We start from the raw sequence: 22,494 nt of genomic DNA, 5'->3' as shown, positions 1-22,494 counted from the left end.
CCCTCAGCGGCGCGCCCGCGCGGGTTCCGGCACCCCGCGGAACACCCACAGCCGAATGAACACGTAGAGGTAGATCCCCTCGCAGCAGGCCGAGATGACGCGAGCCAGCTCGGCATTGACCCCGAACCAGTGCAGCAGCGAGGACAGCCCGAGAATGAAGATGACGTACTGGCTGATGATGCCGGCCGTGTAGCCCGCCCCCTGCTCGATGACGTGCCCATGAGCCTGGAAGTTCAGCCAACGGTTGAGCAGGAAGGAGTAGACGGCGGCGATGGCGTAGCCGACCGTGACCGCCACCGGGTAGAACCAGTGAAGGTGGTTGTAGAACACCCACAGGCAGGTGATGTCCAGGAAGAAGGCCGAGCCGTTGATGATCGCGTAGCCGATGAAGGTCACCGGCAGCCGGCTGCGTACGAATCTGGGCAGTACGGAGTGGATCGCCGTGATGAGGCGCAGGAAGATCTCGGGGGCGCGGCGGGCGTTGGAGATGGGGGGCTGGAGGGAGGACGCTGCAGGCTCCATAGCGGTGGTGGTCTCGGAGGCCTGGTCGTCCGCCGTCGTTCCTGCCATGAGTCGTCCTTCACTGATCGCTGGTGTCAGGGGGAGTCTTCCCCTCGCGCGCCTGATGGGCAAGTTCCGAAAGAAGGAACGGTGTCCGCCGGCTCATCCTTGCGACGGACTGGCGGCCAGCGTCAAGGCCTGGGTGACCTCGCGGCGCAGGAGCTCGCCGCCGGCGTCGGCCGGGTGGTGGATAGTGCGCAAGCCCACCTCGCGGGCCGCGGCGATGTTGGTGGCGCTGTCATCGATGAACAGGGCCTGGCCCGCCTCCACCCCTGCGAGCTCCAGCAGCCGGTGGAAGTAGGCGGCATCCGGCTTGGCCACCCCCAGCGTGCAGGAGTAGCCGTCGATGTCGCACAGGCCTTCATAGCCCAGCTGCTCGCGCATCCAGGCCCGACGCTCCCACTGCTGATTGGTGGCCAGGACCGTGGTGTAACCCGCCTCGCGCAGGTCTCTCACCAGCTGCCAGGCCACCGGGTCGGGCGTGGCCCGGTGCCACATCTCCAACAGGTCCGATGCGCGCAGCTCCAGCCCCAGGCTCTTCACCACCCGCTCCAGCAGCTCGGTGAGGGTCTCCCGACCTGTCAGGGCGTCGGTCTCACCGTCGATCATGGCCTGGGCGAAGGCGGGTCCGCCGCCGCGGGTCAGCGCCTCGCCCCACGGAGTGCCGATGAGCTGCAGAACACCGTCGGCATCGAGCAGGACGGCGCGCACGGGCGTGGACGAGGCGGGCGGGATGACCGGCTGAGAGATGCTCACACCCCGATTCTGCCCTACCTCACGGTGGGTTCTCTTGGGAGGAGGGTCGGTCAGGGCGCACCGGTGGAAGACTGGGGCCATGACTGATGCCGCCAGCGCTCCCGTCCGTGCCGCCGCGATCCTGCGCGACGACGCCTACACCGACTCGCTCATCGACTTCGTCACCGCCTCGCCGAGCTCCTACCACGCCGCCGCCGAGGTCGCCCGCCGCCTGGAGACGGCCGGCTTCACTCGCGCCGACGAGACCGTCACCTGGGAGCAGGGCCTGCCGCGGCGCGGCTACGTCATCCGCGACGGCGCTATCGCCGCCTGGGCGCTGCCGGAGACACTCAACCCGGGGGCGGGCCTGCGCATCGTCGGCGCCCACACCGACTCCCCGGCCCTCAAGCTCAAGCCCGCCGCCGCCCTCGTCCGCTCCGGCTGGCAGCTCATCAACGCCGAGGTCTACGGCGGCCCCCTGCTCGCCTCCTTCCTCGACCGCGAGCTGGGCCTGGCCGGACGCCTGACCACCCGTGACGGCGCCGTCCACCTCGTGCGCACCGGCCCCATCGCCCGCGTGGCCCAGATCGCCCCGCACCTGGACCGCAGCGTCAACGACACCCTCCACCTGGACCGTCAGACCCACCTGCTGCCCCTGTGGTCGCTGGCCGGACCCGACGCCGCCCCCGACGCCGTCGAGACCCACCTGTGCGAGATCGCCGGCATCGACCCGGCCGAGCTCGCCGGCCACGACGTCCTGACCTACCCCACCCAGGCGTCCGCCCGCTTCGGCCGCGACGGCGAGTTCCTGGCCTCCTCCCGCCTGGACAACCTCTCCTCCGTCCACGCCGGGCTGGTCGCCCTCGAGGCGCTCGCGGCCGCCGAGACCCAGCCCGCCGAGCCCGTCATCCTGGTCGCCTTCGACCACGAGGAGGTCGGCTCGGACACGCGCTCCGGGGCGGGCGGCCCCTTCCTCGAGACGCTGCTGCGGCGCCTGGCCCGGGTGCTGGGCGTCAGCGGTGACGGCCTCGAGGCCCTCCTGGCCCGCTCGACCTGTGTGAGCGCCGACGCCGGGCACTCCGTCCACCCCGCCTACGCCCACCTGCACGACCCGGCCGTCCAGCCGCTCATCAACCACGGACCCCTGCTCAAGATCAACGCCCAGCAGCGCTACGCCACCGACGCCGCGGGCGCCGCGATCTGGGCGCGGGCCTGTGCCGCGGCCGGCGTGCCCAGCCAGAACTTCGTCTCCAACAACGCCGTGCCCTGCGGCTCCACCATCGGCCCCATCACCGCCACCCGCCTCGGCATCACCACGGTCGACGTCGGCGTGCCCCTGCTGAGCATGCACTCGGCCCGCGAAATGGGCGGCGTCAAAGACGGCCCCTGGCTCGCCCAGGCCCTGCACGCCTACTGGCAGGGGGCCTGAGCGTGGCGGGGAAGCGAGTCGGCCGCAGGGACCGGGTGGACTCGCCGATCCGTGCCGCCGGTGTGCACGGCGCCGACCTCTGCCCCTGCGGCAGCGGGCGCACTTACGCCCAGTGCTGCGAGCCGCTCCACGACGGCGCCCCGGCGCCCACCGCCCAGGCACTCATGCGCTCGCGCTACACGGCCTTCGTCGTCGGCGACGAGGACTATCTCTTCCGCACCTGGCACCCGCGCACCCGCCCCGAGGGGCCCTACTGCCACCCCGGGACCCGGTGGACGGGACTGACCATCCACGAGACCGTCGACGGCGGGGCGGACGACGAGACCGGCATCGTGGAGTTCACCGCCACCTACCGCAGCGGCGACGGGCGCGGGGGAGTGGTGGACGATGCCCTGCACGAGCGCTCCCGCTTCACCCGCCGCGCCGGCCGCTGGCTCTACCTCGACGCCGTCGGATAGCCCGCTGCGTATGGCGATCGGGGCCCGCTTCGGTTTCGATTCGGTCGACTCAGCCGGCGTCGGTCACAACGATCTTTCCCACCGTGCGCCCGCTCTCGATGAGGCGGTGAGCTGCCCGTATCTGCGCAGCATTGCGAGGCGTGAGCGTCTGGGACGCAGTGCTACGGATCCTTCCACTGTCGATGAGCTCGGCGACGGTGGAGAGGATGTGGTGCTGGGTGATGAGGTCGTAGCCGTGCCTGGGGCGGGCGAACATGAACTCCCAGTGCCATGAGATGGCCTTGTCCTTGAGCGCGTACAGGTCCAGGTCCCGCTCGTCGTCGATGGCGACGATCTCCCCGAAAGGACGAACCACCGTGGTCAGCAGCGGCACGCGCCCTCGGCTCTGCGGGGTGAAGACGTAGTCGACGCCGTCCGGTGCGATGGCGAGAACCTGCTGCGCGAGGTCCTCGGCGAAGTGGTCCACCACTGCGTCGGCACCCAGCGACCGGACCCAGTCGCGGGACTCCTCACGTGAGGCAGTGGCGATGACGGAGACATCAGTGAGGGCCTTGGTCAGTTGGATCACCATGGAGCCCACCCCTCCTGCGGCTCCCAGCACGAGGATCGTGCCTGCGGAGTCCCTGCTCAGGTGGAGCTTGTCGAAAAGAGCCTCCCACGCGGTGAGCGAGGTCAGGGGCAGTGCCGCCGCACTTGCATAGTCCAACGAGCTCGGCTTCGGTCCAACGATGCGTTCGTCCACGAGCTGCAGCTGTCCGTAGGAGCCGGGACGCTCCAGTGCTCCGGCGTAGTAGACGTCATCGCCGGGCTGGAAGAGAGTGGTCTGCTCGCCGACCGCGATGACTGTCCCCGCTGCATCCCATCCCAGGATGCGTTCCTCACCGCCGGCATGGTTGAGGGCGGCGCGCACTTTGACGTCAACGGGGTTGACGGACAGTGCCTTGACCTCCACGAGGATGTCGTGGCCAGTGGGAGCCGCTGGGGCGGGGACGGTGGCATCGACCAGGACATCCGGGATGTCCACTGAGCCACCGGATCGAGTGACGACAGCGGTCATGGTGCGTTGGGTGTCGGGGCTGCTTGAGGGCATCGATAGCTCCTTGCTCATCGGCTTGTGCCAGGTTCGACGGAAGTGCACCGTCAACGAGCACAGACCGTAGTCAGAAGAAAGTGGTTACCCGCAATGACCCCTACTATCAAGAAGATAGTGGGGTGCTGGTGTGTCAGCCGTGACGACGTCCGAATGCCCAGGGACTCGTGGGTGCGCCGTAGGCCCGCGGCACCCTAGAGTCCGATGCCGAGGGCTCAGGTGCGTTCCCGACGAACTGTGCGCAGTGGCGATTCCCCGGGGCATTGCTCTGGGAGTCGTCTTCACGTCGACACACGACCTACGGCGTCGACCTCGCGTGAGTCAGCGCATGCGCGTATCGGGACTCGGCCCATTCCCGAAGCGCGAATACCGGTTCGACGGCGCTCCGGCCGACCTCCGTCAGGGAGTACTCCACGTGAAGAGGAACCTCTGGGATCACCTCGCGGTGCACGAGTCCGTGGTCCTCCAACCGGCGCAGCGTAGCGGTCAGTACCTTCGGCGAGATTCCTTGAAGGCGCCGTTGCAGCTCCCCGAAGCGCAACGGTCCCTCGGCCAGTGCGCCGATGGCCAGTGCGGACCACTTGTTGGCCACGACGTCCAGAAGATCGCGGCACGGGCACTGCGAGGAGTACACGTCCCCGCGGTGCCTCTGCGTGCTGGGAACCGTCGAATCACTGCTGCCCAAGGATCTACCTCCAGAAGATGGATACGTCGCATGCGACTGAGGACTTCCCAGGAGATAGTACTGGTGGAGGGCAGACCGAGGACTCGCTCAGCTCCAGGTGCCGCGCCAGTACTGGATGGGCCAGGGGGCCTCGTCCCAGGAGCGGACCCCCAGGTCGGCCGCCCAGCGCAGCGGCAGGTAGGGGTCGCGCAGGGCGGCCCTGCCCACGGCGATCGCATCGGCCTGCCCGGAGATGAGTGCCTGCTCGGCCTGGGCCGCCTCCTCGATGAGACCCACGCCCACCACCGGGACGTCGCTACCGGCGACGGCCTGCTTGACTTGCTGGGCCAGCGGCAGCTGGTAACCGGGTCCCACCGGCACCGCGGCCGGGACGTTCCCGCCGCTGGAGATGTGTAGGACGTCAACGCCGGCCTCCACCAGCTCGCGGCTGAAGGCGGCGGTCTCTTCGCCGGTGACGCCGCCCTCGGCCCAGTCCGAGGCCGACAGGCGGATGTCGAGCACCGTCTGCGACCCGATGGCCTCGCGTACGGCCCGCACCACCTCGAGCGGGAAGCGCTGCCTGTTCTCCACGCTTCCGCCGTAGGAGTCGGTGCGCTGGTTGGACAGGGCGGAGCGGAACTCGTGGATGAGGTAGCCGTGGGCGCCGTGGATCTCGACGACGTCGTAGCCGGCTTCGACGGCGCGCCGCGCGGCCGCCGCGAAGGCCTCCGCGATTCGACCGATCCCGGCCTCGTCCAGCTCGCTGGGAACCGCGTGATGGGGGAAGGGGATCGCGCTGGGGGCCAGCAGCTCCCAGCCCTCCAGGGTGCCGGTGCGTGCGCCCTCCACCTTGGGGCGCCACGGAGGGGTCCCCGACTTGCGTCCGCCGTGCCCGATCTGGATACCCGCCAGGGCCCCGCCGGCGTGGATCGCCTCCACGAGGCGGCGCTGGCCGGCGACCTGCTCATCCGACCACAGCCCCAGGTCGTTGGGGGACAGGCGCCCCTCCGGGGTGACCGCCGTGGCCTCCACGATGACCGTGCCGAAACCGCCCACCGCGCGGCTGGCGTAGTGGGTCACGTGCCAGTCGGTGACGACGCCGTCCTGCGCCTCAACCGTGTACATGCACATGGGCGGCAGCCACAGGCGGTTGCGGGCGGTCAGCCCGCGCATGGTCATTGGCTCAAGAAAGTGCGGCGTGCTCGAGGTGCTCATGGCCTCACGCTACTCTCCCGACCGCCCGGCAGACATGGGGCGGGAATCACCCGTGCGATCGCACCATGTAACCCATAGGCTCCCGGGCGTGAGCTCGCGCCCCGTCCCCGTCCCCGTCTCCGGCCCTGTCCAACGGCCCGTCCCCGTCTCCGACCCCAATCACCGGCCCGCCCCTGTCACTCATGGCCCCGACGACGTCGCCCTCGTCTTCGAAAGCGGCGGCATGCGCGGTGCCTACACGGCCGGCCTCGTGCGCGTCATGCTGGAGGCCGGACTCTCCTTCCCCTGGGTCGGCGGCATCTCGGCGGGCTGCACGAACACCTGCAACTTCGTCTCCCGGGACACCTGGCGCACCCGAGAGGCCTACCTGGGGCTGACCACTGACCCCAAGGCCGGAGGCTGGGGCAGCTTCGTGGCCGGTAAGGGCTACTTCAACTCCGAGCACATCTACCTGCACACCTCCGCGCCCGACGAGTCCATCCCCTTCGACTGGGAGACCTTCGCCGCCTCACCGGCCACGGTGCGCTTGGGCGCCTTCCGCTGCGACACCGGCGAAGAGGTCTACTGGGGCCTGGAGGACATGCCCACCATGGGTGACCTGCTGGTACGGGCCCGGGCGTCGTCGTCGATGCCGGTGCTCATGCCCATGGTCGAGGTCGACGGTGCCCCCTACATGGACGGTGCCGTCGGACCCACCGGCGGGTTCGCCGTCGACGCCGCCCGCGCCGACGGCTACGACAAGCTGCTCGTGGTCATGACCCGTCCCGAGGGCTACCGCAAGCCGCCCATGCGGCGCCATGAGATCGAGGTCCTCCAGCGGCTCTACTCCCGTTACCCGGCCCTCATCCAGGCGGTCATCGACCGCCCCGAGAACTACAACCGCACTGTCGACGAGCTCGAGGAGCTGAGCAGTCAGGGACGTGTCTACCTCTTCCGGCCTGAGCGCATGCCCATCACCAACGGCGAGCTTCGCTACGACCGCATCGTCACCGCCTTCGAGGCCGGCCTGGCCCAGGCCCGCCGCGAGCTGCCCGCCATCGAGGCATTCCTCGCTGGCTGAGGTCAGTGCGGCAGGGCGACGCCGTAGTGAGCGATGTCCTGGCCGGTGTCGAAACCGAAGGTGGTGATCGGGGGCACCGGCGTGCCGCCGTCGAGGGCGCCGGCCAGCAGGGTCAGGACGTAGCGCTCGTGGGGCGGTACCAGGTCGGGCAGCCCGGTCAGCGGGAACCAGCGCAGGCCCGCGTTCTTGGACGGCTCGCGCACGGCCGGCGTGCCCTCCCAGGTGCGCAGTGTGAAGAACAGGTCGACGCGCTGCTCCAGGGCGGCACCGCCCAGGTCATTGCTGCGGTGCATCGCCGTCAGCGGGTTCAGGTCCGCGGCGGCCGCGGCAAGGCCGAGTTCCTCTCGGGTCTCGCGCAGGGCCGTCTCGACGACGCTCTCGGCGGCCTCGACGTGGCCCGAGGCGCCGCAGGCCCAGTGCCCGTCCATGTACCCGGTGTTCCGTCGCAGCTGGAGGAGCACCTGGGTCGAGGCGCTCGCCGCCCCGTCCCGGTCGCGAGGGGAGTCGGGAGCCGGGCGCAGGAGGTAGACGTAGGCGGCGGGAACGAGAGTGAAGGAGTGGGCGGCCATGGCGGCCACCGTAGACCAGGCGGGACCGGGCGCGGGGAGCAAGGGAGAAAACAGCCGGGTTACCAAAGGGGAAGTTTCATGAAACCCTCAGGATTTTAGGTAATGCTCCCGGACAGTCAGTCATCAATGTTCATCCGTGGAAACCTCCGCAGCGGGCCTGCCGCGATTCACTTCTGCGGTAACGCTGCCGGCTCGACATCGGAGAACTAGGCTTCTCCCTAGGGGAGGCGGGAGGCCGCAGGGCCCGTGCCCGGGAGACCTGCACCGCCGCCGATCGTCAGTCGTCGGCACGATCAATGATGACCGATGCCGACCTGTGCGTGACCGACGCCCCATGTGATGATGCTGCCTGAGGAGGATCCGATGCAGACCAGCCTTACTCGGCTCACGGCCGACGACGGAACGCGTCTGGTTGTCCACATCTGGCTCCCCGAGTGGCTTATCGATGGCTCCCTGCGGGTGTCGGACGTGCCCGAGGACGGCGCCGGGGTCCGCACCATGGTGACGCCGCACCCGCAGATGGCCGGCGCCGCCCGTCCCCGGGGCATCATCCTCATCTCCCACGGCATGGCCGAGCATGCCTCGCGCTACGCCCGCTTCGCCGCCTCCGCGGTGGAGGAGGGATACGCTGTCCTGGCTGAGGACCACCGCGGTCACGGGGCCACCGCCTCTGCCGATAGTTTCGGCTTCGTCGCCGAGCAGGACGGCTGGGAGACGGTCGTGGCTGACATGGTTACCGTGCTGGACGCGGCTCGGCGGGCCTGGCCCGGCGTCCCCGTCTTCCTCCTGGGCCACTCCTGGGGCTCCTTCCTGGCGCGAGACCTGGCCACGCGCCGTGGCGGTGAGCTGGCCGGACTCATTCTGCTGGGGACCGGCGCCGGGACCGGCGCGTTGACCCGGCCCGCAACGGCGATCTGTGCCGGGGAGTCCCGGTTGCGGGGCCCGCGTCACCCCTCCCGCCTGCTCAATGCGCTCGCCTTCGGCCCCTACCAGCGGCACTTCGCCCCCAACCGCACCGAGGCCGACTGGATCAGCCGGGACACCAAGGAGGTCGACCGTTACGTCGCCGACCCCTGGTGCGGGTTCGTGTGCGCCGCCAGCTTCTTCCGCGACCTCGTGGCCGGGCAGGGTGCCGTCAATACTGTTTCTCATGCCGCCGCGGTGCCCGCAGGGCTGCCGATGCTCCTGGCCTCCGGTGATCGGGACCCGGTCGGCGCCATGGGGCGGGGCGTCCAGCGGGCCGCCACCCTCTACCGCCGTGCCGGTGTGCGCGAGGTCTCCGTCATCCTCTACCCGGGCGGACGCCACGAGCTCCTCAATGAGACCAACCGGGACCAGGTCACCGGCGACATCCTCACCTGGATCGAGGGGCACCTGTAAGAACTGTGAAAACCACCTATCTAGTGCAGTATTGAAGGGGAACAGCCCCATATTCTTTGTGGGGTTCCTACAAATGGTGGTGTGGTGCTTCGGTGGGATCCGGTCGTTCACATCGCCGTCGCTACCCGTAGGGTTGAGACATGGTCACCAAACCCTCCTCCACATCTGCTGCTGACAGCCTCGCCCTCAGTCCCGCACTTGCTCGTGTTCGTGAGGTCGGGCTGGTCCTGGCCGGCACGGTCGCCCTGACCCTCATCGGCCAGATCTCGATCCCTCTGCCCTTCACCCCCGTGCCGATCTCCATGGGTACCTTCGCCGCCCTGGGTGTCGGTGCCGTTCTGGGCTCGCGCCGCGGCGCCCTGTCCGCGCTGCTGCTCGGAGCCCTGGCCGCCGTCGGCGCCCCGGTCCTGGCCGGCTGGAGCAGTGGCGTCGTGGTCACCTTCGGCTACGTCATCGGCTACGTCCTCATCGCCGCCATCGCCGGACGCGCCGCCTCCGTGTGGTCGAGTCACTCCGGCTCGACGGCTCGTCGGGTCGCCACCGGCGTCGGCCTCATGCTGCTGGCCTCCGCCTCGGTCTACGTCCCCGGCATCGTCTGGCTGAAGATCGCCACCGGTGCCAGCTGGGGTGCCGCCCTGAGCATGGGGGTGGTCCCCTTCATCGTGGGCGACATCCTCAAGTCCCTGGTCGCCACCGGGCTGCTGCCCGCCCGCGGCCGGCTTCACTGATCCTCGTGGCTCAGGCCCTCCGTGTGCCCCGCCGGGCCCTTGCTCGGCGGGGCACACGGGTCTCAAGGCCCGCTTCGGGGCGGCCGGTGCGGGTTAGAGTGCCGGTATGAGTCAGCCCGAAAGGCGGGCCGCACCCGTTCTGTCCGTCATGGACATGGTCCCCGTCAGCGCCGGACACAGCCGCACCGACGCGCTTACCGACATGATCGCCCTCGCTCGAGCCGCCGACGTCGCCGGCTACGAGCACTTCTGGCTGGCCGAGCATCACGGCTCGACCACCTACCTGTCCTCGGCGACCATCGTCCTCATGGGGCAGGTCCTGGCGGCCACCGAACGCCTGGGTGTCGCCTCCGGCGGGATCATGCTGCCCAACCACGCTCCGCTCGTCGTCGCCGAGCAGATCGGCACCCTCGCCACCCTCTACCCCGGCCGGGTCGAGCTGGGGCTGGGACGCGCTCCGGGCACGGACCGGCTCACGGCCGCAGCGCTGCGTCGAGGTGCCTCCGACCCGGGCCGCTTCGCCGAGGAGATCCTCGAGATCCTCACCTACCTCGGTGACGAGCCCGTACCGGAACGGCTCCCCGGTTCCCTCCTCCTGGGTGCGTCCAGTGCTCCTGACGTCGCCGCCCAGATGCCCGGGCCCGACGCCCCCCGGGTCAGGGCCATCCCGGGCGAGGGCACCCACCCGACCGTGTGGGTGCTCGGCTCCTCCGTCAACGGGGCGCGTGTGGCCGGCAGGCTCGGGCTGCCCTTCGCCGTCGCCTCGCACTTCGCCCCGGTCCAGGCCGAGGCGGCCATCGCCACCTACCGCTCCGTCCTGGAGTCGCAGGCGGAGGAGGCTCAGGGTGCCCAGCAGGCCCTTCGGCCCGTTCCCCGAGTCGCGGCCGCAGTCAACGTCATGGTGGCCCCCAGCCAGGATGAGGCCAGCTTCCTGTTCAGCACCGCCATGGCCGCTGCCGCCCGCATCGTCGGCAACCGGCCCGCCCCTCTCGACCCGCCCACTGAGGACCCGCAGGCCTGGCGCGCCTACGCGCTCGGCAGGGAGGCCGCGGTTGAGACGGCCATGTCCCTGTCCTTTGTCGGAACGGCCGACGACGTCGCCGCCCGCCTGCGCGAGCTGGCCGACCGCTGGGACCTCGACGAGATCCTCGTGGTCACCTACGCCCACGACCCGGCCCTGCGGCGCCGCTCCTACGAGATGCTGGCTCAGGCCTGGCGCGCCTGAGGACTACTTCCTCTCCTACACGTCCTACACGTCTCACACGTAGCCAACGTGTCGATTCTGTTTCCTTGTTGGACGTAGGATCTCCGCTCATGGACGGCGCCTGAGCATCCCTGATGCAACTCAGTGCGCCCGAAACCCCATGTCCCAGTGACAGTCCCAGTCAGTTCCATGCCCAATGGAGGTCGCATGAACCACGCTCTGACAGTGTCGCGCCGCGGCTTCGGACTCGGTGCGGCGGCCTTCGGCATGCTCCTGGTCTCAGGCTGCTCGCGCGGATCGAGCTCGGGCGGAGGCGGCCTGGGCAGCGGCAGCGGCAAGCTGACCCTGGCCTACAACTCCGACGGCCCCCACAAGACCTGGGCCGAGGCCGTGTGCCACTCGGTGTCCAACGTCCTGGGCATCACCATGGAGCCCCTGCCGGTGGCCCAGTTCTCCGAGATGCGCACCGCCATCACCGACCACAGTCTGCTCGGCGTCTTCCGCTCGGGATGGTCGGCCGACTACCCCTCGCTGGAGAACTTCCTCAACGCCACCTTCCAGACCGGTGCCGGCGCGAACGACTCCCAGTACTCCTCGAAGACCTTCGACGACCTCCTGGCCCAGGCGGCGGGCGCCACCGATCCCCAGACCGCCTACGGCTACTTCCGCCAGGCCCAGTCCCAGCTCTTCGCCGACCTGCCCGGCATCCCGCTGTGGTACCAGAACGGGATCGGCGGCTACTCCCGCAACGCCTCCAACGTCGACTTCAACTGGACCGGTATCCCGGTCTACGAGGAGGCCCGCTCCAGCGCCAACGACGGCGTCGTCCTGGCCAATCTCTCCGAGCCGCAGAACTCCTTGCTGCCCACCAACACCAATGAGTCCAACGGTGGGCGGGTCCTCGACCTGGTCTTCGCCGGCCTGGTCCGCTACGACAAGGACGGCAACGTCATCAACGAGGTGGCCTCCTCCATCGAGACCAAGGACAACCAGCACTACACGATCACCCTCAAACCGGGCTGGACCTTCTCGGACGGCAGCCCGGTGACATCCGACTCCTTCATCAAGGCCTGGAAGTTCGGAGCCCTGCTGTCCAACGCCCAGCTCGGCTCCTCCTTCTTCGAGAGGATCAAGGGATTCTCCTACGACGAGGACTCCGAGCTGACCGGCCTGACCAAGGTCGACGACCTCACCTTCACGGTCGAGCTGAACGCCCCGGCGTCGGACTTCAAGATCAGCCTGGGGCACTACGCCTACTATCCGATGCCCGAGTCGGCCTTCGCCGACCCCAAGGCCTACGGCGCCAAACCGGTGGGCAACGGCCCCTACCGGCTCGTCTCCTGGGACCACGACAGCCGGATCGTCCTGGAACCCAACCCCACCTATGTCGGTGGGCGCACCGTGGCGAACAAAGGCATCACCTTCAAGCTGTACACGAGCTTGGACTCGGTCTACAACGACCTGCTGGCCAACGCCATCGACATCACTGACGGAGTCCCCGACTCCTTCCTGCCCATCTTCCAGAAGCAGCTGGGCGAGCGCGCCATCAACAAGCCGGCCGCCTACTTCCAGGGACTCGCCATCGACGTCACCCACGAGCACTGGAAGATGGATGAGGAAGGGCGGGCCCGCCGCGCCGCCATCTGCCGGGCCATCGACCGCAAGCTCATCTGCGACAAGCTCTACTACGGCACTCGCACGCCCGCCAAGGACTTCACCGCCCCCACCGTTGCGGGCTGGACCGCCGAGGTGCCGGGCAACGAGGTCCTCACCTACGACCCGGACGAGGCCAGGCGCCTGTGGGCGCGGGCCGAGGCCATCTCCAAGTTCTGATCGGGAGGAAGTGGACATGCTTCGTTACGTCGCACGCAGGCTGCTGCAGATGGTCCCGGTGTTCTTCGGTGCCACGCTGCTCATCTACGCCATGGTCTTCGCCCTGCCGGGCGACCCGATCGCCGCGCTCGGGGGCCAGCGCTCGCTCAGCCCCGAGGTGATTGACCAGATCAAGGCGAGCTACCACCTCGACAAGCCCTTCATCGTGCAGTACCTGCTCTACCTCAAGGGACTGCTCACCCTGGACCTGGGCCAGTCGCTGCGGGGGACCGAGTCCGTCCTCGACGTGCTGGTGCGGGCCTATCCGATCACCATCAAGCTCTCCCTCATGGCCCTGGCCTTCGAGGCCGTCGCGGGCATCGGCTTCGGCCTCATCGCCGGGGTGAGGAAGGGCGGCTGGTTCGACGCCACCGTCCTGGTGCTCTCCCTGGTGGTCATCGCCGTGCCCACCTTCGTCATCGGCTTCGTCCTGCAGTTCATCATCGGGGTCCGCCTGGGATGGCTGCCGGTCACCGCCGGTGAGAGCCCCGGCTTCATCGAGCTGCTCATGCCGGCCATGGTGCTGGGCGCCGTCTCCTTCGCCTACGTGCTGCGCCTGACCCGCACCGAGGTGGGCGAGAACCTCACCGCCGACCACGTTCGCACCGCCCGGGCCAAGGGCCTGAGCGGGGCCCGCGTCATGATCGTCCACGTCCTGCGCAACTCCCTGGTCCCGGTCGTCACCTTCCTGGGTGCGGACCTGGGGGCCCTCATGGGCGGCGCCATCGTCACTGAGGGCATCTTCAACATCAAGGGCGTGGGAGGCACCCTCTACTCCGCCATCATCCGCGGCGACGGCCCCATGGTCGTGTCCTTCACGACCGTGCTCGTGCTCGTCTTCATCATCTCCAACCTCCTGGTGGACCTGCTCTACGCCGCTCTGGACCCGAGGATCCGCTATGCCTGAGAACATCACGTCCCCCACCTCGCGCCCCGGCCAGGAGCGCTTCGTCAGCCAGGACGACGAGATCGGCCTGGGCGCCGTCGACGCCGTTGCCGACGAGTCCGCTCCCGCCTCCGTCTGGCTCGACGCCTGGAGGCAGCTGCGCCGTCGCCCCATCTTCTGGGCGGCCTCGGTGCTCATCGCCATTGCCGTGCTCTTCTCGCTCGTGCCCGGCCTCATCGCCCCGCGCGACCCCGGTTACTGCACGCTGGTCAACTCCTACCAGGGGCCCTCCTGGAGCCACCCCTTCGGATTCGACATCCAGGGCTGCGACATCTTCGCCCGTACCGTCCACGGGGCCCGGGCCTCGGTGAGTGTGGGCATCTTCACCACCCTCATCGTGGTCCTCGTCGGCTCAGCCGTCGGGGCCCTGGCCGGGTTCTTCGGCGGCTTCTTCGACGCGCTGCTCTCACGTGTCACCGACATCTTCTTCGCCGTGCCCTTCGTCCTGGCAGCCATCGTCGTCATGCAGATGTTCCGCAACGACCGATCGATCCTCACCGTCATCCTGGTTCTGGCCCTGTTCGGCTGGCCCCAGATCGCCCGCATCACGCGGGGCTCGGTCATGAGCGTCAAGAACGAGGACTACGTGACCGCCTCACGCGCCCTGGGCTCGGGGCGCATGGCCATGCTGCTGCGCCACGTCATGCCCAACGCGGCCGCCCCCATCATCGTGACCGCCACCGTCGAGCTCGGCGTCTTCATCGTCTCGGAGGCCACCTTGAGCTTCCTGGGCATCGGTCTGCCCTCCTCGGTCGTCTCCTGGGGCGCGGACATCGCTGCCGCCAAGGACGCCCTCAACAGCCACCCGAGCGTCCTGCTCTTCCCCGCCGGAGCGCTGGCCCTGACCGTGCTCGGCTTCATCATGCTCGGCGACGTCGTCCGCGACGCCCTGGACCCGAAGGCCCGCAAGTGACACCCACCAACGCACCCACATCGACCAGCGCCCCGACCGCAGCCTCAGCCGCCGGCAAGACCTTCGCCCCTGCCGCCTCCTGGAACGCCGAGAGCGACCCCCTCCTGGAGATCACCGACCTGGAGGTCGCCTTCCGCTCCTCGACCGGGCTCGTCCCAGCCGTGCGCAAGGCGAACCTGACCCTCTACCCCGGCCAGTCCGTGGCCATCGTGGGGGAGTCGGGCTCCGGCAAGTCCACCCTGGCCCACGCCGTCATCGGACTGCTGCCCGGAACCGGCCGGGTCACCGGCGGCACGATCCGTTTCCAGGGGCGCGACATCACCCACCTGGGCCCCCAAGAGCTCACCGCTCTGCGCGGCTCCTCCGTCGGCCTGGTGCCCCAGGACCCCATGTCCAATCTCAACCCCGTGTGGTCCATCGGTTTCCAGGTCAAGGAGGCGCTGCGGGCCAACGGCCTGGCCGGCGTCGCCGACGACCGCCTCGCCCACCTCATCGCCGAGCACACTGAACACACTGGGCACGCCGATGACGTCGATAAGCCGGTCCCCTCGGCGGGCGGGCACATCGACGTCAACGAGCAGGTGGCCCTCCTGCTGGAGCAGGCCGGCCTGCCCGAGGCCTCCCGGCGGGCCAAGCAGTACCCCCACGAGTTCTCCGGCGGCATGCGTCAGCGCGCCCTCATCGCCATCGGACTGGCCGCCCGCCCCGACCTGCTCATCGCCGACGAGCCCACCAGCGCCCTGGACGTCACCGTCCAGCGGCGCATCCTCGACCACCTCCAGACCCTCGTGCGCGAGCTGGGCACCGCGATGCTCTTCATCACCCACGACCTGGGGCTGGCCGCCGAGCGCGCCGAGCACATCGTCGTCATGCACCGCGGCCGCGTGGTGGAGTCCGGGCCCAGTCTCGAGGTGCTCCAGGACCCTCGTCACCCCTACACCCAGCGCCTGGTCAAGGCCGCCCCCTCCCTGGCCTCCCGGCGCATTGAGTCCGCCCACGCCCGTGGGATCCAGGTCGCCGACGACGAGCTCCTAGGCGCCAGCCTGGGATCGAGCTCCACCGAGGAGATCCTGCGCGTGGAGCACCTCACCAAGGTCTTCGAGGTGCGCGGCGCCAAGGGGAAGGACAAGACCCTCACCGCCGTCGACGACGTCAGCTTCGGCATCCGCAAGGGCACGACGACGGCGCTCGTGGGCGAGTCCGGTTCAGGTAAGTCCACGGTCGCCAACATCATCCTCAACCTCATCGACCCGACCTCCGGCAAGGTGTTCCACGACGGCGTGGACCTGTCCACCCTGGGGCCCCAGGAGCTCTTCGCCCTGCGGCGCATCATGCAACCGGTCTTCCAGAACCCCTACGGCTCCCTGGACCCGATGTACTCGATCTTCCGCGTCGTCGAGGAGCCGCTGCGGGTCCATGGCATCGGCACCGCCAAGGAGCGTGAGGCGCGCGTCGCCGAATTGCTCGACATGGTCTCCCTGCCGCGCTCGGTCATGCGCCGCTATCCCCACGAGCTCTCCGGCGGACAGCGCCAGCGCGTCGCCATCGCCCGCGCCCTGGCCCTCAAGCCGGAGATCGTCGTTCTCGACGAGGCGGTCTCCGCCCTCGACGTGCTGGTCCAGGCCCAGATCCTGCGCCTGCTGTCCGACCTGCAGGCCGAGCTGGAGCTGACCTACCTGTTCATCACCCACGACCTGGCCGTCGTGCGCCAGATCGCCGACGACGTCGTCGTCATGGAGCACGGGCGGATCGTGGAGGCGGGAGCGGCCGACGAGCTCTTCGCCAATCCACGCCAGGACTACACCCGCGAGCTCATCCGGGCCGTCCCCGGAGCCGGTGTCGACCTCTACAGTGATGAGACAGCGGATAAGACAGCGGACGAAATGGTGGACAAAGCGGCGGATAAGACGGTGGATAAGACGGTGGAGGAGTGAGGACCGGGCATGATGTGCCCGTGCCCACCGTCGTCATTCGCTCCCTGCCGGCCCGCCTCGGCACCGCCCTCATCGGCCTCGCCGCGGCGGCGATGGCCCTGACGATCGGGCTCGCCGACGGCGCGGCGCACGGGCTGCGCGCCATGGCCTGGGCCGGCCTGCTCGTCTTCCTCACCTGGCTGCTGTGGTGGGCCCCGCAGATCACCCTGAGCCCACAGGCCCTCACCATCCGCAATGCCTGGCGCACCCACGTGCTGGGCTGGGACGAGGTCGAGATGTGCCGGACCCGCTGGGGGCTGTCCGTCATCACGCGAGACGACGTCGAGGTGAAGGCCTCGGCCGCGCCCCGCCGCGGCGGCATGTCCGAGTCCTTCCGACGCCGTCAGGTCCTGCGCGAGCAGCAGGAGCGGCGCGACGGGCTGCGGAGCGCCGAGCCGGTCGAGGCGGTGCGTCCGGAGTACCTGACGGGGGAGGGGACCCACTGCACCAATCTCGACGCCGGCGACGCAGGGACCCTCATCCAGGCTTACGCCGAGCAGGTGCGCAGCCGCTGCGGCGAGGCCGCCGACGATACGACTCCTGATACGGCGACCGGCGTGACCAGCAGCCTCAACCGGCCGGTCGCCGTTGTTGCCGGAGTGCTCGGCGTCGTGCTCGTGGCTGTCACCGTGCTCCTGTGACGGCTCCTGCGGCGTGACGGTCCTGCGACGCGATCGTGAGTGGGCGCACAGGCACTGTGTCGGCCCTGCCATGGCAGGTCAGGACCGCCGTCCTCTAGTCTTTCCCTGTTTCGTGCCCTGTGGTCGGCGCCCTGATCGGTTCCCGGCCCACGGCGTCCCCCACCGGAAGAAGTGCCCCCTATGAGCGTGCGCCAGGACCTGCGCAACGTCGCCATCGTCGCCCACGTCGACCACGGCAAGACCACCCTCGTCGACGCCATGCTCTGGGAGGCGGGCGCCTTCGGGGCCCGGGCCACCGAGGAGACCACCGGCGAGCGCGTCATGGACTCCGGTGAGCTGGAGCGCGAGAAGGGCATCACGATCCTCGCCAAGAACACGGCGGTCCACTACTCGGGACCCTCCGCCGCGGACGCCGGCTGCCCCGAGGGCATCATCATCAACGTCATCGACACCCCCGGTCACGCCGACTTCGGCGGCGAGGTCGAGCGCGGGCTGTCCATGGTCGACGGCGTCGTCCTTCTCGTCGACGCCTCCGAGGGGCCCCTGCCCCAGACCCGCTTCGTGCTGCGCAAGGCCCTGGCCGCGAACCTGCCGGTCATCCTCGTGGTCAACAAGGTGGACCGCCCCGACTCCCGGCTCGACGAGGTCGTCGCCGAGTCCACCGACCTGCTGCTGTCCCTGGCTAGCGACCTGGCCGACGAGCACCCCGACATCGACCTCGACGCCGTCCTCGACGTCCCGGTCATCTACGCCTCCGCCAAGGCCCGCCGCGCCGACACCGAGGCCCCGGCCGACGGCGAGCTGCCGGCCAGCGAGAACCTCGAGCCGCTCTTCCGCACCATCATCGAGCGGATCCCCGGCCCCTCCTACGAGGACGGCGCGCCTCTGCAGGCCCACGTCACCAACCTGGACGCCTCGCCCTTCCTGGGGCGTCTGGCGCTGCTGCGCATTCACAACGGCACCCTGCGCAAGGGGCAGACGGTGGCCTGGGCCCGCCACGACGGCTCGCTCGCCTCCGCCCGCGTCTCCGAGCTCCTGGTCACCGAGGGTCTGGACCGCAAGCCCGCCGCGGAGGCGCACGCCGGTGACATCGTCGCCGTCGCCGGGATCGAGGACATCACCATCGGGGAGTCCCTCGTGGACCCCGAGGACCCGCGTCCGTTGCCGCTCATCACCGTGGACGACCCGGCCATCGCCATGACCATCGGGATCAACACCTCCCCGATGGCCGGGCGCACCAAGGGCGCCAAGGTCACCGCCCGCCAGGTCAAGGACCGCCTGGACCGCGAGCTCATCGGCAACGTGTCCCTGCGGGTCCTGCCCACCTCCCGGCCCGATGCCTGGGAGGTTCAGGGGCGCGGGGAGCTGGCGTTGGCGATCCTCGTGGAGCAGATGCGCCGGGAGGGCTTCGAGCTGACCGTCGGCAAGCCGCAGGTGGTTACCCGCACCATCGACGGCAAGCGCCACGAGCCCATCGAGCGCATGACCATCGACGTCCCCGAGGAGTACCTGGGCGCCGTGACCCAGCTCATGGCCGCCCGTAAGGGCCAGATGGAGACCATGACCAACCACGGCACCGGCTGGATCCGCATGGAGTTCCTCGTGCCGGCCCGCGGCCTCATCGGCTTCCGCACCCAGTTCCTCACCGAGACCCGCGGCACCGGCATCGCCTCATCCATCGCCGAGGGCTACGCCCCCTGGGCCGGGCAGATCGTCTCTCGCACCACCGGTTCCCTCGTCTCCGACCGTGCCGGGGCCGTGACCGCCTACGCGCTCATCCGTCTCCAGGACCGCGGCAGCTTCTTCGTCGAGCCTACCCAGGAGACCTACGAGGGCCAGGTCGTGGGGGAGAACCCCCGCGGCGAGGACATGGACGTCAACGTGGTCCGCGAGAAGCAGCAGACCAACATGCGCTCCTCGACCGCCGACACCTTCGAGGCCCTCGTGCCGCCGCGCCGCCTCACCCTGGAGGAGGCCCTCGAGTTCGCCGCCGACGACGAGTGCGTCGAGGTCACCCCAGAAGCCGTGCGTATCCGCAAGGTCATCCTGAACTCCCAGGAGCGCTTCCGCGAGAACGCCCGCCGTCGTCGTGCCGAGGCCTGAGAGGAACCACCGCCCATGAGCCAGTCCGTCAACCGCGGGGAGAAGTCTGCCGCCTCAGAGGCCGCCGCCGACGCCGTCGAGACCGTCGTGTCCGTTGAACCCGCCGAAACGGCTCAGGACTCCGACGCAGAGCAGCCCGAGGCACAGGCCGTTTCTGAGGCCGCTTCCGCCCAGGCCGTCGGCTCTGACGGCACCCCGACCGTCGACCTTGACGACTCCGACTCCGACGACGCCGAAGACGCGCCTGCCGAGGGGCCTGACGAGGGGCCTGACGACGGCGGCCAGGTCGCCAGGCAGCCCGGTCAGGAGGAGCGGGACAAGTCCGAGGCCCCCGCGAAGCAGGGCACTGCGAGCGAGACCACTGTGGATGACGGCGCAAAGGCGGCCCGCAACGATACGGCCACGACCGTTGCGACGACGGATGACGTCACCGATGCGAGGCCGAATGACTCCGCCGTCGAGCCCGATCCGGTCTCCGCTGAACCGGCGGCCGCCGAGCCGGTGGCGACTCCGACGGCGGTGAGCGTCGTCAACGAGGCCGCCACCCCGGCCGAGGCTCTCTCCCCCTACGACTCTCCTCAGGATCTGCCCGGAGGGGATGCGGCTGCTCAGGCCTCGGTTGATGAGGCCGCTGAACGGACGCCATGGAGCCCGGACTCCGGCACCATGCCGCCCTCGATCGCGCCGAAGAGTCCCTCCTCCGCCCAGTCTCCCTCCGCGCAGTCCCCGTCCGTGTCCCAGCCGGACGCCGTCGAGGCGGCAGCACCTGTGGCAGCTGCGGATGAGGAGATCCCCGAGGCGTCGTTCGAGCCCACCGAGATCGATGTCGAGCCGGTGATTGAGGCCGCCTTCCCGGCCACCCTCCCCGAGCCGGCCGGTCAGGCTGCGAAGAAGGCTGAGAAGAGGACTGACGGGGCGGCTGGCGCGCTGGCCACCTCGCGTCGTCGGCGTCTCGGCCCCGCCGCCTGCGCCGCCGGGGCCGCTGCCCTGCTGCTGGCCTGGGGCGGTGTCGCCTGGTGGACCACCCAGCACATCGCCTCGGGTACCAGTGTCTCCGGCATCGACGTCTCCGGCCTGGGCCCCCAGGAGGCCCGCGAACGTATCAGCAAGGGTGTCGGTGACCGGCTCGCCCAACCGGTCACCCTCACCGTGGGGCAGGGCAGCGCCGAGCTCGTGCCCGCCGGCTCGGGCGTCTCGGTGGATGCCAAGGCGTCGGTCAAGAAGCTCACCGGCTTCACCCTCAACCCCGTCACCCTGGCTCAGCGCCTGGGCGGCCAGCGCACCGACGCCGTCATCCGGATCGATGCCCCCACCCTGCGCGGCGCTCTGGAGGACCGGGTCGACACGATGGCCAACGGCGCGGTCTCCGCGACCGTCACTCTGGAGGGCACCAAACCGGTCACCACGCCCGCGAGCAACGGTGTCGGACTCGACGTCGACGCCTCGCTCAAGCAGCTCAGCACCTGGCCGCTGGGTCAGAAGACCATCGCCATGGCCGAGGGGACCGCGGTGCCGGCCATCACCGACGAGGAGGCCACGAAGTTCGTGGACGGCACGCTCACGCCGCTGCTCTCCAGCGGGCTGACCGTCGACGGCCAAGGTGCCGGTGCTCCGGGCAAGAGCGCCGGGGCGGCGGCGGCCTTCTCACCCGAGGACACCGCCGGCATGCTGAAGATCTCCTCCGAGGGGGGCACCCTGAGCGCGACCTTCGACTCCACCGCGTTGCACGACGCGGTCGTCGCCCGGATCGGGCAGGTCGAGACCCCTTCCCAGAACGCCACCTGGAAGATCGACGGTTCCGCTACCGGGGCGCCGAAGGCGCGCCCCCAGTACGTCGCCTCCGCCCAGGGCAAGGTCATCGACACGGCGGCCCTGTCCGCGAGCCTGCTCAAGGCGGGGACCTCCGCCACCGACGTCGCCGGGAGGACCGTGGCCCTGCCGATGGTCGTGGCCGAGCCGACGGTGACGACACCGCAGAACGAGTGGGGCATCTCCGAGATGGTCGGCGAGTACGCCACCCCCTACAACAGCGGGGACGCGCCACGCACCCAGAACCTCACCCGAGGCGCTGAGCTCGTCAACGGTACCGTCGTCAAACCGGGCGAGGTCTTCTCCCTGGAGAAGGTCCTCGGCGAGGTCGACTACGAGCACGGATTCGCCGATGCCGGCGTCATCTCCAACGGTCAGCACGTCGACTCCCTGGGCGGTGGTCTGAGCCAGGTGGCCACCACCGTCTTCAACGCCGGCTTCGAGGCCGGCATGGACGACACCGAGCACCACGCCCACCAGTACTACTTCGACCGCTACCCGGCCGGGCGCGAGGCCACCCTGTGGACTGGCAAGCTCGACGTGAAGTTCACGAACTCCACCTCCAACTCGGTACTGGTTCAGGCCTGGCTGGACGGAGAGCAGATCCACGTGCGGATGTGGTCCACGAAGTACTACGACGTGTCGATCACCTCCTCGGACCGCTTCAACTTCCGCCCGGTGTCCACCGAGCGCAAGTCGGGCCCCGGCTGCGAGCCCTACTCGGGAGGCAACCCCGGCTTCGACATCACCATCACTCGCACCCGCAAGCACGACGGCAAGGCCCTGCCCGACGACGTCCTCACCACCCAGTACGCCGCCGACAACGACATCGTCTGCTCCTGACCGGGGTGTCCCCGAGTACTGCACGAGGGTTGGGCGCCACTCGGGCAGGCGCGGGTGCACTCCACGTAGGTCGGGGGTGCGTGCAGTACGCATGACCCCTGGTCAGTACACCCCCACCCTCGTGGAGTGGGAGCGCGGATGGGCCGGCGTTCCGAAGCCGGTGTTACCTGTGACATTCGTGCTGGGGCAGTGACGTAATCGCGGCGTGACAACCCCGAGTTTTCGGCGTGCTGACGGCCACTCTTCCGCCGCTTGGGCCGATGGGCCCTGGAGGACGATACTTGCCCCGACCCCGCCCATC

19 protein-coding genes are annotated in these 22,494 nt (G+C 69.6%); 13 read left to right on the top strand and 6 right to left on the bottom strand.

All coding sequences use genetic code 11. The annotated features are described in order from the left end of the window. Positions 1-3: 3 nt before the first annotated feature. Positions 4-570: a GtrA family protein gene (locus BKH33_RS02805; protein ID WP_003781046.1), complete on the bottom strand. Its 567-nt coding sequence runs from the start codon at positions 568-570 to the stop codon at positions 4-6. Positions 571-663: 93 nt separating this feature from the next. Further along, on the bottom strand, positions 664-1,317 hold the full coding sequence (locus BKH33_RS02800) for an HAD family hydrolase (RefSeq protein WP_003781055.1): 654 nt from the start codon (positions 1,315-1,317) through the stop codon (positions 664-666). A 79-nt stretch (positions 1,318-1,396) separates the two neighbouring features. Between BKH33_RS02800 and BKH33_RS02795 the strand changes: the two genes are divergently transcribed. Together BKH33_RS02795 and BKH33_RS02790 are read left to right on the top strand one after the other, a co-directional pair. Further along, positions 1,397-2,725: a M18 family aminopeptidase gene (locus tag BKH33_RS02795; protein ID WP_003781064.1), complete on the top strand. Its 1,329-nt coding sequence runs from the start codon at positions 1,397-1,399 to the stop codon at positions 2,723-2,725. Positions 2,726-2,727: 2 nt separating this feature from the next. Beyond that, the gene (locus tag BKH33_RS02790) at positions 2,728-3,183 is read left to right on the top strand and encodes a YchJ family protein (protein WP_076142511.1); all 456 of its coding nucleotides are present in this window, start codon (positions 2,728-2,730) and stop codon (positions 3,181-3,183) included. 49 nt (positions 3,184-3,232) lie between these two features. On the opposite strand, the gene BKH33_RS02785 is transcribed toward BKH33_RS02790, so the two are convergent. The 3 genes from BKH33_RS02785 to BKH33_RS02775 form a co-directional block, all read right to left on the bottom strand. Further along, complete coding sequence (locus tag BKH33_RS02785; RefSeq protein WP_003781042.1) at positions 3,233-4,273, bottom strand: zinc-binding alcohol dehydrogenase family protein; 1,041 nt, start codon at positions 4,271-4,273, stop codon at positions 3,233-3,235. A gap of 298 nt (positions 4,274-4,571) precedes the next feature. Beyond that, the gene (locus BKH33_RS02780) at positions 4,572-4,907 is read right to left on the bottom strand and encodes a winged helix-turn-helix transcriptional regulator (RefSeq protein ID WP_003781052.1); all 336 of its coding nucleotides are present in this window, start codon (positions 4,905-4,907) and stop codon (positions 4,572-4,574) included. A gap of 138 nt (positions 4,908-5,045) precedes the next feature. Beyond that, entirely contained in the window at positions 5,046-6,152 is a 1,107-nt protein-coding gene (locus BKH33_RS02775) for an NADH:flavin oxidoreductase/NADH oxidase (protein WP_003781059.1), read from the bottom strand. Positions 6,153-6,240: 88 nt separating this feature from the next. Here BKH33_RS02775 and BKH33_RS02770 point away from each other — a divergent pair, with 88 nt between their 5' ends. Continuing rightward, positions 6,241-7,212, top strand: a complete 972-nt coding sequence (locus BKH33_RS02770) for a patatin-like phospholipase family protein (protein WP_003781060.1) — start codon at positions 6,241-6,243, stop codon at positions 7,210-7,212. A gap of 2 nt (positions 7,213-7,214) precedes the next feature. On the opposite strand, the gene BKH33_RS02765 is transcribed toward BKH33_RS02770, so the two are convergent. Next, positions 7,215-7,781 carry an NUDIX domain-containing protein gene (locus BKH33_RS02765; protein ID WP_003781048.1) on the bottom strand — a complete coding sequence of 189 codons (567 nt, stop codon included), beginning with the start codon at positions 7,779-7,781 and terminating at the stop codon, positions 7,215-7,217. 363 nt (positions 7,782-8,144) lie between these two features. Between BKH33_RS02765 and BKH33_RS02760 the strand changes: the two genes are divergently transcribed. The 10 genes from BKH33_RS02760 (at position 8,145) to BKH33_RS02715 (ending at position 22,193) form a co-directional block, all read left to right on the top strand. After that, the gene (locus BKH33_RS02760; RefSeq protein ID WP_043538897.1) at positions 8,145-9,161 is read left to right on the top strand and encodes an alpha/beta hydrolase; all 1,017 of its coding nucleotides are present in this window, start codon (positions 8,145-8,147) and stop codon (positions 9,159-9,161) included. Between the two features lie 140 nt (positions 9,162-9,301). Continuing rightward, the gene (locus BKH33_RS02755; protein ID WP_003781066.1) at positions 9,302-9,889 is read left to right on the top strand and encodes a biotin transporter BioY; all 588 of its coding nucleotides are present in this window, start codon (positions 9,302-9,304) and stop codon (positions 9,887-9,889) included. 106 nt (positions 9,890-9,995) lie between these two features. Beyond that, positions 9,996-11,114: an LLM class flavin-dependent oxidoreductase gene (locus BKH33_RS02750; protein ID WP_003781061.1), complete on the top strand. Its 1,119-nt coding sequence runs from the start codon at positions 9,996-9,998 to the stop codon at positions 11,112-11,114. A gap of 186 nt (positions 11,115-11,300) precedes the next feature. Then, complete coding sequence (locus BKH33_RS02745) at positions 11,301-12,926, top strand: ABC transporter substrate-binding protein (RefSeq protein ID WP_076071582.1); 1,626 nt, start codon at positions 11,301-11,303, stop codon at positions 12,924-12,926. A gap of 16 nt (positions 12,927-12,942) precedes the next feature. Further along, positions 12,943-13,872: an ABC transporter permease gene (locus BKH33_RS02740; RefSeq protein WP_004564608.1), complete on the top strand. Its 930-nt coding sequence runs from the start codon at positions 12,943-12,945 to the stop codon at positions 13,870-13,872. Next, positions 13,865-14,824 carry an ABC transporter permease gene (locus BKH33_RS02735; RefSeq protein WP_076142509.1) on the top strand — a complete coding sequence of 320 codons (960 nt, stop codon included), beginning with the start codon at positions 13,865-13,867 and terminating at the stop codon, positions 14,822-14,824. The genes BKH33_RS02740 and BKH33_RS02735 overlap by 8 nt, the downstream gene beginning before the upstream one ends. Next, positions 14,821-16,758 carry a dipeptide ABC transporter ATP-binding protein gene (locus tag BKH33_RS02730; protein WP_004564604.1) on the top strand — a complete coding sequence of 646 codons (1,938 nt, stop codon included), beginning with the start codon at positions 14,821-14,823 and terminating at the stop codon, positions 16,756-16,758. Before BKH33_RS02735 ends, BKH33_RS02730 begins: the two co-directional genes overlap by 4 nt. Positions 16,759-16,778: 20 nt before the next feature. Continuing rightward, a complete protein-coding gene (locus BKH33_RS02725; protein ID WP_232621517.1) occupies positions 16,779-17,438 on the top strand; it encodes an MFS transporter in 660 nt (219 codons plus the stop codon). A 180-nt stretch (positions 17,439-17,618) separates the two neighbouring features. Continuing rightward, a complete protein-coding gene (gene typA / locus BKH33_RS02720) occupies positions 17,619-19,541 on the top strand; it encodes a translational GTPase TypA (RefSeq protein WP_004564609.1) in 1,923 nt (640 codons plus the stop codon). 15 nt (positions 19,542-19,556) lie between these two features. After that, entirely contained in the window at positions 19,557-22,193 is a 2,637-nt protein-coding gene (locus BKH33_RS02715) for a VanW family protein (RefSeq protein WP_004564613.1), read from the top strand. Positions 22,194-22,494: the final 301 nt, after the last annotated feature.

The sequence above is a fragment of the Actinomyces naeslundii genome, assembly GCF_001956585.1.
Lineage (GTDB): Bacteria > Actinomycetota > Actinomycetes > Actinomycetales > Actinomycetaceae > Actinomyces > Actinomyces naeslundii.
This window is presented reverse-complemented; position numbering and strand designations above follow the sequence as displayed.

What these genes read in the sequence shown, in the direction of transcription:
- BKH33_RS02740 (WP_004564608.1), top strand. Translation starts at nt 12,943, where the DNA reads ATGCTTCGTTACGTCGCACGCAGGCTGCTGCAGATGGTCCCGGTGTTC.
- BKH33_RS02750 (WP_003781061.1), top strand. Translation starts at nt 9,996, where the DNA reads ATGAGTCAGCCCGAAAGGCGGGCCGCACCCGTTCTGTCCGTCATGGAC.
- typA (WP_004564609.1), top strand. Translation starts at nt 17,619, where the DNA reads ATGAGCGTGCGCCAGGACCTGCGCAACGTCGCCATCGTCGCCCACGTC.
- BKH33_RS02765 (WP_003781048.1), bottom strand. Translation starts at nt 7,781, where the DNA reads ATGGCCGCCCACTCCTTCACTCTCGTTCCCGCCGCCTACGTCTACCTC.
- BKH33_RS02755 (WP_003781066.1), top strand. Translation starts at nt 9,302, where the DNA reads ATGGTCACCAAACCCTCCTCCACATCTGCTGCTGACAGCCTCGCCCTC.
- BKH33_RS02760 (WP_043538897.1), top strand. Translation starts at nt 8,145, where the DNA reads ATGCAGACCAGCCTTACTCGGCTCACGGCCGACGACGGAACGCGTCTG.
- BKH33_RS02715 (WP_004564613.1), top strand. Translation starts at nt 19,557, where the DNA reads ATGAGCCAGTCCGTCAACCGCGGGGAGAAGTCTGCCGCCTCAGAGGCC.
- BKH33_RS02795 (WP_003781064.1), top strand. Translation starts at nt 1,397, where the DNA reads ATGACTGATGCCGCCAGCGCTCCCGTCCGTGCCGCCGCGATCCTGCGC.
- BKH33_RS02735 (WP_076142509.1), top strand. Translation starts at nt 13,865, where the DNA reads ATGCCTGAGAACATCACGTCCCCCACCTCGCGCCCCGGCCAGGAGCGC.
- BKH33_RS02775 (WP_003781059.1), bottom strand. Translation starts at nt 6,152, where the DNA reads ATGAGCACCTCGAGCACGCCGCACTTTCTTGAGCCAATGACCATGCGC.
- BKH33_RS02805 (WP_003781046.1), bottom strand. Translation starts at nt 570, where the DNA reads ATGGCAGGAACGACGGCGGACGACCAGGCCTCCGAGACCACCACCGCT.
- BKH33_RS02745 (WP_076071582.1), top strand. Translation starts at nt 11,301, where the DNA reads ATGAACCACGCTCTGACAGTGTCGCGCCGCGGCTTCGGACTCGGTGCG.
- BKH33_RS02785 (WP_003781042.1), bottom strand. Translation starts at nt 4,273, where the DNA reads ATGCCCTCAAGCAGCCCCGACACCCAACGCACCATGACCGCTGTCGTC.